The sequence below is a fragment of the Psychrobacter sp. T6-6 genome (assembly GCF_052258185.1).
GTDB lineage: Bacteria > Pseudomonadota > Gammaproteobacteria > Pseudomonadales > Moraxellaceae > Psychrobacter.
Map to the genome: position 1 here is coordinate 80381 of NZ_JBQQEX010000001.1, position 14042 is coordinate 94422.

The 14042-nt window shown below is 43.7% G+C and carries 11 protein-coding genes; 5 read left to right on the forward strand and 6 right to left on the reverse strand.

From position 1 onward, the window contains the following. The first annotated feature begins 227 nt into the window (after nucleotides 1-227). Complete coding sequence (locus tag ACTXGL_RS00295) at nucleotides 228-1928, forward strand: AMP-binding protein (protein WP_443524065.1); 1701 nt, start codon at nucleotides 228-230, stop codon at nucleotides 1926-1928. A gap of 98 nt (nucleotides 1929-2026) precedes the next feature. Here ACTXGL_RS00295 and ACTXGL_RS00300 read toward each other — a convergent pair whose 3' ends face one another. The 5 genes from ACTXGL_RS00300 to sohB all read right to left on the reverse strand — a co-directional run bounded on the left by ACTXGL_RS00300 (nucleotide 2027) and on the right by sohB (nucleotide 7765). Beyond that, complete coding sequence (locus ACTXGL_RS00300; protein WP_443524067.1) at nucleotides 2027-2896, reverse strand: SDR family oxidoreductase; 870 nt, start codon at nucleotides 2894-2896, stop codon at nucleotides 2027-2029. Between the two features lie 143 nt (nucleotides 2897-3039). Then, complete coding sequence (locus ACTXGL_RS00305; RefSeq protein ID WP_443524068.1) at nucleotides 3040-3804, reverse strand: histidine phosphatase family protein; 765 nt, start codon at nucleotides 3802-3804, stop codon at nucleotides 3040-3042. Between the two features lie 37 nt (nucleotides 3805-3841). Further along, nucleotides 3842-5083 (reverse strand): phosphotransferase family protein, encoded by a 1242-nt coding sequence (locus tag ACTXGL_RS00310; protein WP_443524070.1) that lies wholly within the window; start codon nucleotides 5081-5083, stop codon nucleotides 3842-3844. A gap of 183 nt (nucleotides 5084-5266) precedes the next feature. Then, the gene (locus ACTXGL_RS00315) at nucleotides 5267-6514 is read right to left on the reverse strand and encodes an acyl-CoA dehydrogenase family protein (RefSeq protein WP_443524815.1); all 1248 of its coding nucleotides are present in this window, start codon (nucleotides 6512-6514) and stop codon (nucleotides 5267-5269) included. Between the two features lie 270 nt (nucleotides 6515-6784). After that, on the reverse strand, nucleotides 6785-7765 hold the full coding sequence (sohB, locus tag ACTXGL_RS00320; protein ID WP_443524072.1) for a protease SohB: 981 nt from the start codon (nucleotides 7763-7765) through the stop codon (nucleotides 6785-6787). A gap of 374 nt (nucleotides 7766-8139) precedes the next feature. On the opposite strand from sohB, the gene aspS reads away from it, so the two are divergent. The 4 genes from aspS to ACTXGL_RS00340 all read left to right on the forward strand — a co-directional run bounded on the left by aspS (nucleotide 8140) and on the right by ACTXGL_RS00340 (nucleotide 12854). Next, nucleotides 8140-9966 carry an aspartate--tRNA ligase gene (gene aspS, locus ACTXGL_RS00325; RefSeq protein ID WP_443524817.1) on the forward strand — a complete coding sequence of 609 codons (1827 nt, stop codon included), beginning with the start codon at nucleotides 8140-8142 and terminating at the stop codon, nucleotides 9964-9966. Nucleotides 9967-10033: 67 nt separating this feature from the next. After that, nucleotides 10034-10987, forward strand: a complete 954-nt coding sequence (locus ACTXGL_RS00330; RefSeq protein ID WP_443524073.1) for a lysophospholipid acyltransferase family protein — start codon at nucleotides 10034-10036, stop codon at nucleotides 10985-10987. Between the two features lie 156 nt (nucleotides 10988-11143). Continuing rightward, nucleotides 11144-11944 carry a glycosyltransferase gene (locus ACTXGL_RS00335; RefSeq protein WP_443524074.1) on the forward strand — a complete coding sequence of 267 codons (801 nt, stop codon included), beginning with the start codon at nucleotides 11144-11146 and terminating at the stop codon, nucleotides 11942-11944. A 52-nt stretch (nucleotides 11945-11996) separates the two neighbouring features. Next, entirely contained in the window at nucleotides 11997-12854 is an 858-nt protein-coding gene (locus tag ACTXGL_RS00340; RefSeq protein ID WP_443524075.1) for a hypothetical protein, read from the forward strand. An 8-nt stretch (nucleotides 12855-12862) separates the two neighbouring features. Here the strand turns inward: ACTXGL_RS00340 and ACTXGL_RS00345 are convergent, their stop codons facing one another. Further along, a complete protein-coding gene (locus ACTXGL_RS00345) occupies nucleotides 12863-13990 on the reverse strand; it encodes a glycosyltransferase (RefSeq protein ID WP_443524077.1) in 1128 nt (375 codons plus the stop codon). Between the last annotated feature and the right edge of the window lie 52 nt (nucleotides 13991-14042).

Here is a 14042-nt window from a genome sequence, read left to right on the forward strand (position 1 = left end):
TAGAATCAGTAACCAGTCGTTTAATCTACTCAGATGTCTGCTATTCGAACGGCTTACTCTTAGTAGTTAAATAAAACTTTATAAAGGCCTCTGTATTTTAGCTGTATGTGAAAAATAGGATAGCACTCGACAATGCACTGCTTATAAGGCAGTGACTTATATTGTTGACATGGATGTGACTACTTCTCTATAGAACCTTAGCTTATCTTAATTTAAGGACGCTAGGCATGACAGTAGATAAACCTTGGCTTGCTCAATACCCAGACAATGTACCCAAGACTATTAATCCTGACCAATATGAAAGCCTCATAGAGCTATATGAAGAGTGCTTTAACCGTTTTCGTATGCATCCTATGACTATTTGTATGGGTGTTACTCATACTTATGGTGACGTTGATAAGGCATCACTTGCAGTGGCGGCATGGTTACAAGCTCAAGGCCTACCTAAAGGCAGCGTTGTGGCACTTATGATGCCAAACGTACCACAGTATCTACCAACTATGATTGGCATCTTACGCGCAGGTTACGTTTGCACCCCTGTCAACCCCTTATATACTGGCCGTGAGCTGCGTCATCAATTAAACGACTCTGGTGCTCAGGTTATTTTTGTCGTCGACAACTTCGCTCAAGCGCTAGAGCAAGTCATTGAAGAGACTAATATCAAGCGTATTGTCCTCTCAAAAATGGGCGATATGATGGGCTTGAAAGGTATTTTGGTAAATACCGTTATCCGTCAGGTGAAACGCTTAGTACCTAAATACAACCTTAACGATCCTAAGTACCATGTTACCAAATTTCCTGAAGTGCTTAAGAAAGGTAAGAACCTCCCTATTCAAGCACCTAAAGCCACCATGCAGCAGAAAGCTATTTTGCAATATACTGGTGGAACAACAGGGTTATCTAAAGGTGCCGTGCTGACTCAGCGTAACGTCGTCGCTGCTGCTATGCAATCAGAAGCATGGTATCGTCCTGTTACCTCGGATATCAACGAGGTATATATCAATATGGTAATGGCATTGCCGCTATATCATATTTTTGCATTCATGCTTAGCCTGCTTGGTATGCGTTCAGGTTATACCTTTGTGCTGATACCTAACCCACGTGATATGCCAGGGTTTATCAAAACGTTATCAAAACAACCGTTCCATATTTTCCCTGCTGTAAACACCTTGTTTAAAGGTTTGCTTGATCAGCCAAATTTCAAAGATTTGGACTTTAGCTCATTGCGTATCACGCAAGCCGGTGGTATGGCAGCAACAGAACAAACGGCAGCACGCTGGTTAGAAGTGACTGGCTGCCCGATGGTTGAAGGTTGGGGTATGACTGAAGGTGTTGCAGCTGGTACCGCCAATGTCATTACTGATCGCAAGTTCAACGGTACAATCGGTATACCAGTTCCGAGCGTTGACATCATCGTAGTTGATGATAACGGCAAACGTGTTGGATTGAATCAAGCTGGTGAGATGTGCATCAAAGGTCCTAACATTACTTCCGGTTATTTCAACAAAGACAATACGAACGACTTCACCAGCGATGGTTATTTCCGTACTGGCGATATCATTAGCATGGACGAAAAAGGCTATATCACCTTGCTGGATCGCAAAAAAGACATGATTCTAGTATCAGGGTTCAACGTGTTCCCTAATGAGATTGAAGCGGTCATGCTTGATTGCGACGGTATTGTCGACTGTGCTGTCATTGGCATTCCTGATGATCATCAAGGTGAAGCCGTCAAAATCTATATCGTACCTGCAGACAACAATGTCACTAAAGAGGACATTAAAGAGTTTGCGTTGGATAATTTGACCGGTTACAAATGCCCGCGTCATATTGAGTTTGTCAGTGAACTACCAAAAAGCAATGTGGGTAAAGTACTACGTCAAAAGCTGCGTGAGCAGCATATTGCAGACAACCCACAAACACTATAGTACTCATACTATGATTTTTGGATAAACACAAAACAGCCCACTATTATGATAGTGGGCTGTTTTGTGTCTCATATCTAATATTTTGCCATTTTACTCTATTAGCTTAATTTACTCATTACTTGCAACGGCAAATGTTTCATCGCATGACTGACCATTGACCACGGTAGACTTGGTACACAGGCTTCATCTACTTCCGCTTCAATCGCTGCCACAATCGCTTTGGTACCAGTATCTGCATCGACCTCGAATGGCAATGGCTTGGAGCCCTCGTTGATCTCTGTACGGATATACCCTGGATAGATAGTAGATACTTTGATGGGCAATTTAGTCAATAGCATATCCGCGCGAATACCTTCTGCTAAGTGAGCCAAGCCAGCCTTGCTCGCGCCATAGGTAGTTAGATGTCTAGGCAGTCCGCGCATGGCTGACATACTTGATATCACTACTAATTGTCCACTGTTTTGGGCACGAAAGATGCTCATTGCCGCTTCACACTGTGCCAATGCTGCTACAAAGTTGATATCTGCAGTACGGCGATTGGTCTCGAAATGCCCTTGACCAATTCGGCGACTGTCACCAATACCAGCATTGACTACTACGCGCTCAATACTACCGAAGTCCTCTGTAAAAGCCGCAAATACTTGGAAAATCGCATCGTAGTCACTGACATCTAAAGCACGATACTCAATACGGATATCAGGGTATTGCGCCGTTAGCTCTGACTTTAGCTGCTCTAAACGATCCGTACGGCGCGCACATATTGCCAGGTTATACCCTAATTTGGCAAAAAGTCTCGCCATCCCCTCGCCTAAACCTGAGCTTGCCCCTGTGATAAGTACCGTTTTACCCTTGCCTACTTGCTGCCTGTTCAGACCTTTTAAGTAACGTGCAGGTTGAACCGCACCGACTAACTGGTTTTTACTATTGCGGGCACTTTTGGCAACCAAATTTATCAATTTATTTTGCATATACAGTCCTTTGAATATCAGTAATGAATAGCGTTAACGTCATGTCCGCTTGTATCAGTGCATCTTATCAGTACAGACGGTGTACTTCACGCACAAACAATGTACTTCCTTTAGATATACACAACGCCGTATCACTAACAAGTTTATCGCCATGTCACAAACGGCTTGCCTTCAGAGAATAAATGGCTATATTCATTTAAAGACAGCAAGCGAGTACTCTGTTTTTTTAGAGTGATCGAGGTCACACCTGTATTAACCAAGCTTTTATTTAACTGGTAGGCTGTCTGGCTACCTTGACGTAACAACTGCGCAGTGATTGCAGCAATAACACCGCCTGACGTAAATACAAGTACTGTGCTGTCCTGATCTAAGCTCATATTTGCTATTTTTGCACGTACTTGCTCAAGCGCTTGCTGTGCACGCTCATTAAACTGTGGCCAACTTTCAACATAATCTTGATCATTGTTACCACCGTGCCAGCGCTGCATTGCCTGATCGAATAATTCTGCCAGTCGCGTGGCTGGTGATTCCGCTTTAGCAATTTCAGCTGAGATATCGGCTCGATTACTGAGTCCGTCAGTTGACTTAATAAAGACGTCCTTGTGATTAAACTCATCGAATTGTGGCACGATATAGCTATTGGGCTGATCAAAATCGATTGCTGGCATCGTAGGTTTTCCATCGCCATTATTGGTACAAACAAAGGGCTGATAGCCCTCCCAAAAATGGCGTGCTGAATCTTGCTGGCGAACCAAATTACCAGTGAATATTGCATCTATACGGCGCTGCGTTGCGGCGTAGTGCTGACCTAGCATTTTTGCTTGAATACTACCTAACTCTGAGAGTTGATCGTAGTTTTCTTGACCAAAAGAAGCCTGGCCGTGACGGGCTAAAAGTATGGTTGTCATAACTTACTACCTTTTATCATATTTACCAAAGTACAGTTTATTCAGGAGTGTGAGATGATTTTGCAAAATACCCCTTTGGTAAAATACTTTTAACAACCTTCTGTACAGGGCTTGGCAGCTGCTCGATGGTAGCAGCGTCTACCCCTCTGTCTTCTAAATGCGGCTGAACGTGTGTATTGAACAGCGCTTCGCCTTCATATTGCGCAATCAGTTTGAGACATTTGGCGTGCATGACGTGTATAGCAAGCCATGCATTTTTGAATGCTGGATTGGTGGTTTGTTTGTGATAGTAGCGATAGTAGATTTGCTGAATAATACCTGATAGACGGAATAGACCGAATACTTCATAAAAGGTCCAGTTATCTATCTTGAGTCCAGATTTTTCTAGATAATAAGCAACCACTTCATCACGCGTCATCATGCCTTCTAAGTGAGTTGGCTGGCGACGGAACTGCTGCATAACAATATTGTCATCTTCTTCAATCCAGTAGGCCAATGCACTACCCAAATCCATTAATGGGTCACCAAGGGTTGCCATCTCCCAATCGAGTACACCAATCACCTTGGTCGGCTCATCCGCATCGAGTATGACATTGTCAAAACGCCAGTCATTGTGAATAATGCACGTTTTGCTATCCGCAGGTGTGTGTTTTTTAAGCCACTGTCTGACCAATGCAAAGCTCGGTACGTTAGGTGTTTTTGCTTTGACGTAACGTTTATCCCAGCCACTAATTTGGCGCTCGCAATAACCATCACCGCGTCCTAAATCGACCAAATCAGGATGCTCTGTATAGTCTATCTGGTGTAGCTCTACCAACGCATCTAAAACATTGGTACAAAGCAGACGAGTTTGGGCAGGGTCCAGCTCAACGCCTTTTGGTAAGTTGGCTCGAGGAATGATACCTTCCATACGCTCCATCACATAGAAATCAGCACCAATGACAGCTTCATCAGTGCATAATGCAACCATTTCAGGTACATAAGGATAAGCGTCTTTCAATGCCTTTTGAACTGTATGCTCACGTACCATGTCATGAGCAGATTTTGCTTTGGTACCTTTTGGTGGACGGCGTAAGATAAGATCCTGGTTTTTACCTTCACCTTCATATTGTAATCGATACGTCCAGTTTGACGCTCCGCCAGAGAACTGAGTAACTTTAGGCTCGCCTACGACATCGACACCCTGACTGCGAAGCCATTCGCTCACTGCTGTAGCATCAAGCTCTTCACCTTCACGTACGGCACCGCCTTTATCAAGTACTTTATTATCAGTTGCCATGAGACATTCCTTATCGTGTGATCATGTATTTTTATAGCCAGTAGTCAACTATTTAATAGCAATGAGCTACTGTTAGTGATGAAAAATTCACTACTAAATCGTTAATAGTGAATTTTCAATTTTTTTATTTTCGGCAATAGTGGTATGAGCAACTTCAGGTTTACTCACACCTATTGATGAGTCTTAAGCTTTGTCAGATTTAGAACGACTAAAACCTTGACGTTTTAGCTCTAGCTTGGCGATCATCGTTTGGTGTACTTCATCAGGGCCATCTGCGAGGCGTAGTACACGGGCTTGGGCATAGAACCCTGGTAGCATCGTGTCTTGACATACACCCATGCCGCCATGAATTTGAATCGCCATGTCGACCACTTCTTGTAGTACAGTTGGCGCGACTACTTTAATAGCAGAGATTTCAGTCAATGCCGCTTTGGTACCTTGGGCGTCCATTTTTTGCGCCGCGTAAAGGGTTAGTAAGCGTGCTTGATCAATCTTGATACGGGCATCGCTGATACGCTCAAAGTTGCCGCCCAATTGTAGTAATGGCTTACCAAAAGCGGTACGTGACATGCCGCGCTTAACAGCCAATTCTAGTGATTTTTCAGCCGCACCGATACAACGCATGCAATGGTGAATACGACCTGGTCCTAGGCGGCCTTGTGCAATCTCAAAACCTTTGCCTGGTCCACCGATAAAATGACTGACTGGCACACGTACATTCTCAAAGCTGATCTCGCCATGACCATGCGGCGCATCATAATCACCGAATACTTTGAGCATGCGCTTGATCTTAACACCCGCAGTATTGACTGGAACTAATACCATCGAATGCTGATGATGACGTCCGGCAGTTTCGTCAGCGGTATAAGCCATAACAATTAGAATATCAACTGCAGGATCACCAAGACCCGATGACCACCATTTGCTACCGTTGATGACGATTTCATCACCATCGACCACAGCAGTTGCTTGCATATTGGTGGCATCACTTGATGCCACATCAGGCTCAGTCATACAAAAGACAGAACGTGTCTCACCTTCTAACAACGGCGTGAGCCATTTGTCTTGCTGCTCTTGTGTACCATAACGCCATAGTAGCTCCATGTTACCGCTATCAGGCGCATTGCAGTTAAATACATGTGGCGCAAGCAAACTACGACCAGTCAGCTCTGCAATAGGCGCATAATCAGTGACCGAAAGCCCTGCACCTAAAGTATCATCTGGCAAAAATAGGTTCCACAATCCTTCCTCGCGCGCTTGTTTGCGTAGGTTGTCATAGGCTTCTGGCCATTCCCAGTTCTCCCAGTTACCGTCAGGGTTTTTCTTATGACACTCTTCCCAGAACTGGGCTTCGATGGGTTCAATATGCGTTTCAATGAACGCTTTGACTTTGGCATGCATGGCTTGACCATGTTCTGTTGCGGTAAACATTAAATTGTCGTTAGACATAAATGACTTCCTTTTCTTTATTGATTGTCTAAATCGAGTTTTGATAAAAAGCGCTGTTAGACCTTTAGCGCAAGCTTTAGTGTACGGACGTATACTGTTTTTAGTATGCTACATTTATAACACAGCAATTATGAATAAACAGCAAAAAGGCGCGACCAGCTAGGGCACGCCTTTTACAAAATACAAACAATGCACAGCTAAGAGTAGAGCGACTAAAACACTAACTATTAGACATCATAATGATATCTAACGCTATTTTAAAATATTTAGACGACTATTTAACTCAAAACGTGCTAATGCATCCGGTAATTTATCCACTGCAATGCTAAGGGTTGCTTCGGCAGCTTGTGCCAGACCCAGCTTCTCTGCAAGTGTTGGCTTTTGGCGTGAATGCAATGCATACACTTCACTGTTTTCCATACGCTCCAAAATATAGCTATCAGAGGTCTGCAAGCTATCAACTAGGTTGAGCTTCAACGCGTCTTCGCCATACCAGTGCTCACCTGTGGCTACTTTGGCAACATCCAACTCTGGGCGGTAAGCATTAACGAAATGCTTAAATAGCTCGTGCGTCTGCTCTAGCTCTTCTTGATACTTAGCACGATCTTCGGCGTCATTTTCCCCAAACACAGTCACCGTACGTTTGTAGTCGCCAGCGGTAAACATTTCATAATCGACGTCGTGATTTTTGAGCCATTTGTGGAAATTTGGCAATTGTGATACCACGCCAATTGAGCCAATAATCGCAAATGGTGCGGCCACAACATTGTCTGCCACACACGCCATCATATAGCCACCGCTCGCTGCCACTTTATCAACACATACTGTCAGCTTTAGACCGGCGTCCTTTAAGCGCACCAATTGCGCGGCTGCCAGACCATAACCATGCACTAAACCGCCGCCTGACTCAAGACGTACGATCACTTCATCGCCTTTATTCGCTGTACTGATAAGGGTACTAATTTCTTCACGTAAATGATTGACGGCAGTGGCTTTGATGTCACCGTCAAAGTCGAGTACAAAAACTTGTGACGCAGTGTCAGTATTTTTTTTCTGCTTTTTGCTTTTTGTCTTTAGGGCTTGCTTGGCTTTTTTTGCCATTGCTTTTTTAAATGCTTTAAGCGCGGCTTTGCCCTGGGTCGCTTCCATCAAATCTTCGCGACGCTGTTTTTGGGCTTCATTTAGATGTCTTACTTTTAGCTCAACCGGGTTTTTAGGGGGATGAAATAGCATGATTACAAATCCTCAAGTCAGTAGATATATCAATATAGATGTTTTTATTCAGGTGCGGTTGATATGCGCACGCTTGTTGGTGTTTTCAAGCAAAATGACAATATTTAACCTAATCTAGATATCGCTCAATGAATACAGCCGATACCAGTGCATGGCTGCACTTTGATTGAACTCAGCCGGTTGTATAACAAGGGCATATTAGGCATAATATGCGTTTATATCAAATTTTCTGCAGCCAACGTGATGACCCTTTGTCTTGATCGCGTTGTTTGTGTGTTTTTTTTGCAAATCGCTTGAAACGCACAGCAATGGCTGCATTACTGTATTTCGAATTGGGCTGATAACTGGATAACTATATTATGACGCAAAGCACTATGACGCATAGCGAATACCGAGACGAATATTGCGGAGCCGTAACCGAGAGCTTACTTGAGCAAACCATTAGCATCGTAGGTTGGGTACATCGTCGTCGCGATCACGGTGGTGTGATTTTCTTAGACATGCGTGACCGCGCTGGTATCTTGCAGGTCGTGGTCGACCCTGACACACCAGAAGCTTTCGCAACCGCTGATGCGGTACGTCCTGAATACGTACTAAAAATCACTGGCCGCGTACGTCGTCGTTATGAAGGTACTGAAAATAATAATATGACCAGTGGCCAGATCGAGCTATTGGGCAAAGAAATTGAAGTATTGGCTAAATCTGAAACACCGCCATTCCCATTGAATGACGAAAAAACCACGGTATCAGAAGACTTGCGTCTAAAGTATCGCTATCTTGATATGCGTCGTCCGCAAATGCAAGAGCGTATGGTGTTCCGTGCCAAGGCAACTTCAGCAATTCGTCGCTATTTAGACGATCATGGTTTCTTGGATGTCGAGACGCCTATTTTGACTCGTGCAACGCCTGAAGGTGCGCGTGATTATCTCGTACCATCACGTACGCGTCCTGGTAACTTCTTTGCCCTGCCGCAGTCACCACAGCTATTTAAGCAATTATTAATGGTGTCAGGTTTTGACCGTTATTATCAAATCGCTAAATGCTTCCGTGATGAAGATTTACGTGCTGATCGTCAGCCTGAATTTACTCAGGTCGATATCGAGACGTCTTTCTTAAACGAAGAAGAGATCATGAACATCAACGAAGGTCTGATCAAGCATTTGTTCAAGACCATGATGGACGTTGAGTTTGAGCAGTTCCCTCGCATGACTTATGCTGAAGCAATGCGCGACTATGCATCAGACAAGCCTGATTTACGTATTCCATTGAAACTGGTCGACGTTGCAGACTTGATGAAAGATGTTGATTTCAAAGTATTTGCTGGCCCTGCTAACGATCCTAAAGGTCGCGTTGCTGCCCTACGTATACCTGGCGGTGCTTCATTGAGCCGTAAGCAAATCGATGCTTATACTAAGTTTGTTGGTATCTATGGCGCACGCGGTTTGGCTTATATCAAAGTCAATGATGCAAGTAGCATCAACAATGGCGTAGATAAAGAGTCTGGCCTACAGTCTCCGATCATCAAAAACATGACTGATGATGTGCTTGTTAGCTTAATTGAGCGTACTGCTGCAGAAGATGGTGATATTATCTTCTTTGGTGCAGATAAAGCCAGTGTCGTGAACGACGCAATCGGCGCATTACGCCAAAAAATCGGTCTAGACCTTGAGATGGTAACTTGTGAGTGGGCGCCGCTTTGGGTGACTGACTTCCCAATGTTTGAAGAGACTGACAACGGTCAATGGACGTCAATGCATCATCCATTTACTAAGCCTAAAGGCTCAGTTGAAGAGTTGAAAAACAACCCAGAAGCTGCGCTTTCTATCGCTTATGACATGGTACTGAATGGTACGGAAGTTGGCGGTGGTAGCTTGCGTATCAATACTTACGATATGCAGCAAGCTGTCCTTGATGCTCTAGGTATCGGCGAGCAAGAGGCAGAAGACAAGTTTGGTTTCTTACTTGATGCATTGAAATTTGGTGCACCGCCGCATGGTGGCTTGGCATTTGGTTTGGATCGCTTAATTATGCTTATGGTAGGTGCAGACTCTATCCGTGACGTGATTGCCTTCCCAAAAACCAAAACTGCTGAATGCCCATTGACTCAAGCACCTGCTGAAGTTGATAGCAAACAGTTACGTGACCTTGGTATCCGTGTGCGTGAAAAAGCACAGGCTGATGCCAACAAACCTGCTCAATAAAACCTTTGATGATGCGTAGTTGCTACCTACTGTGCTTGTTGCGTGATTCATTGCCATGTGAGTGGCTATGAATCCGTATCATATTTTCAAATTCGTGCCACTGTCTGTACTGCAGATGCTGGCACGTTTTGCCGCTTGGGTTATCGTCAAGATACCCAGTCTGAGTATTATGCGCACCATTCAGATCAATATGGCATTGATTACTAACACATTGTCTGAGCCGCAAAAACGCGCACTAACTAAAGACATCATCTATCATCAATGTTTGACCAGTATCGAATCTATCAAAAGCTGGGCAATGCCACCTGAATGGAGCATTGCTCAAATTCGTGATGTCCATAATAAAGACATTCTATTAGAAGGTCTTGCCAATCCTAATGGGATGCTTGCTATCGTACCCCATCTTGGTACATGGGAGATGATGAATGCCTGGCTCAATCAGTTTGGTTCGCCAACCATTATGTATAAGCCCGTAGACGGCAGATTCGCTAACGATTTTATCTTGCAAGGTCGTGCGCGCCTTAATGCTACGTTGGTCCCTACCGATGGTAGCGGTGTCAAAGCTGTGTTTAAGACGCTTAAGCAAGGGGGCTTTAGCATTGTACTGCCAGACCATGTCCCAGATCCGTCAGGCGGCGTTGTGGTACCCTTCTTTGGTATCAAGACATTAACCAGCACCCTCGCCTCCAAACTTGCTAGCAAAACCAAATGTGCATTGGTCGGCCTCTCATGTATTCGCCGTACTGATGGACAAGGTTTCGATATCTATTGCTATAATCTTGATAATCCAGCACTGTATGATCGTGATGTCGAAACGGCAACTTACGCACTCAATCAGGCTATGGAGCATATGATTGACGATCATTTCAGCCATTATATGTGGGGCTACCGACGATTTAAACGTATACCGAATCTAGGCAACCCTTACCGAAAGGATAAAGCAAAGCTAGCAGCCTTTATTCAAGCACATCATACTACTATTGATCGTTCCAACAATGATCTTAACGATTCTCAGCGATAGCACCGAGTTCAATAATCGTAAGTCATAACCGTGCTATCACTCAATGATTTAGACATATCATCAATCACAGTTATGCTAATATTGGCTAGCTTTCAAATTCTTTTCTTGTTTATTTATCCTATATTCACTTTATCATTATCTCATCACGAGTGTATTATGACATCTGACGTAACCAAAGCCGTACCTACAGACCCAGCGCAGCGCAGTAGCAACAATACTGAACAGCGTTATATTATTTGTATGAAATGGGGTGATAAATATGGTCCCGAATACGTCAATCGTCTTTACAACATGGTAAGCCGTCATTTGACACTAGATTTTCAAATGGTTTGTTTGACCGATGACAGTACAGGTATCGATCCTGCGATTGCTTGTTACCCCATACCTGAGATGGATTTGCCCGCAGGTCCTGAACGGGGCTGGAAAAAGCTCACAACCTTTAAGCCTGAGCTGTATGATTTAAAAGGTGTGGCACTATTTTTGGATATTGATATTGTGATTGTCGATAATATCGATGCATTTTTTATGTATCAAGCAAAGCATGAAGACAGCGTGGTCATCATTCGCGACTGGAAAAAACCATGGCGCATGATTGGTAACAGCTCTGTCTATCGTTTTAATATTGGTATGAACACCTACCCTGATCTATTGGCAAACTTTGAGCGCAACTTTGAGACCATTCGTACGCAAGTGCGTCATGAACAAGCCTACCTGTCTAACTACTTGCGTGAGCACCATCACTTGGAGTACTGGGACAAAACATGGTGCGTGAGTTTCAAATACCAATGTATCGCGCCCATTCCATTTAATTTTGTACGGACGCCTACGCTACCTGATAATGCAAAGATTGTTATATTCCATGGTGAGATTAATCCACCAGACGCCATTGCTGGTAGTGGCGGTAAATGGTATCGGCATGTGAAGCCAAGTCCTTGGTTAAAAGAACACTGGCAGTAAACGTTTAGTCATTAAAATATCAAATAATTGAGGTCAACTACTGGAAAATAGTATGGCGTTGTATCTAAGGTTACCGACTACTGCTAGTTTCAATATCGATAACGAGCTCGTCATTATCAGTGCTTTTAATGCTAATGAAGCAGAGCAAAGTTTGCTTGGAAAAGACGTCAATATTATCGCCTCAGGCCCATCAATACAGCAGCTGGTATTATCAGATTTATCAGACACGCCAACTATCTTTGTAAACGGCAGTATCAGCCTTACCGCAGAGCATGACTTTAATGATATTGTCGGCTATGTTATCAGTGATGCCCGCTTTATCAATCATCAACCTGAAATTTTACGGCAGCATTATACGGGTCAACCTTTGTACGCGACATTGGCTGTCTTTGAAGCAATGGCAACCACTCACCCGGACATCATGCGCACTTACCATCATGCCATGCGGGTATTGTACCCAGTAGATAGACCGTGGGGAGTTAAGTCAAATAAGCTATCATTCAATAAGCTTATATTTAAGAAAAAACGACTGAACAAAAAAATGCCGTTGTCTTACTTTATAAATCATCCAAACTTTGTTATTGCGAGCACTCATAGCGCTGCTGAAATTGGCGTTTCTCTTAATGTCACTCATGGATTTGTCGAGGCAGGTACCGTTGCTTATGTCGCCACCCAACTGGCTTTTTCTCGTCTTGCAGCTACTATTCATCTATACGGTATTGACTTACTCAATAGTGATCAACCGCGTTTTTATGAAAATGATGGCAACAGTGCGCCAAGTACATTGAGTAAAGTTATGAGCGAGCGCATTGTACCCTCGTTTAATTTACTGGGTAGAGCGTACAGAGCACATGGGGTTGCTGTTATCAATCATTCACCCGTCTCCAAAGATTTGTTTGATGGTCTATAATCTTTTTTCTAACTTTCATTACCTAGTACATTCGACATGAGACCAAATTCCAAATATTGCTGCGCGATATGTTTTGGCAATAGTTGCTCATTTAACGGCACGATATAACGTATAAGATTGTCTACCGCTTGATCGATAAGTATGGCTAATCCTTCAATGTCTCCGACAGCTATCAAGTTTTTAGTTGGTAACAACTCCCTTGGACCAAAAGGACAGTCGGTACTGATCACGGGTACACCAAGTGCTTGCGCTTCGACAATAACATAGCCAAAACCTTCGAACTTAGAGGTGACCACCATCAATGCCGCTGACGCAATCAGAGGATAAGGATTGGTCTGAAAACCCAAAAACCTAACATGGTTATTAATATTAAGCTCAACTGCTAACGCCTTAATCTCTGTTTCAAGCGTGCCTTTACCCACCAGTACTAGCGGCAGCTTCTGCGCCGTCTGTGCATAGGCCTGTAATAGCTCGCGATGCCCCTTCATAGTGTCAAATGAGGCAACATGAATCATATACTGTTTATGCGTTAAACCAAATGCTTCAATATGTGATGTTTGCGATGATTTGCTTTTGATCCAAGCAGCGTCGCAAGGATTATAGATTGTTGTGGTAGCAGTCATTTCTCCTAAAAGCGAGACTAAGTCTTTACGTGCACCTTCACTGACGCAGCTACAAGGGTGTGCACCATACACCATTTTTAAATGATTAAGAGTCTGTACTGGTGTGTCTAATAACTGATGCTCGAACTGTTTAGATAGCGCTGTATGTAGCACGTTTACGACATTCGGCAATCGGCTATACGTCATGATCCAGTTCAATTTATAAATGTTAACCAAGGTTAGATTTGGTGTTCCTATTTGACTAAGCACATAATTGTCAATACGCGTCGCAACTTTCTTATAAGCCTGTGCCTGTTTGGAACCTGGATCAAGATTTTGCTCAATAAACACTTCATCGTATGGTACGACATGATAGTGAATACCAGCATCCAACGGCATATCCTGCGTCCCTTCCAGACATAGTATATGTACGTTATAGCCCATCTGTACATAAGTACTCGCTAGCGTAGTAACCATACGCTCAGCACCGCGACCTTCAAGCGCTTTTAGAATAAATAAAATAACGGGTGGCATGCGTGTCTCAGCTTAGCTTGGTAAGCGTATTAGTATGGTTGATTGCCCAAAT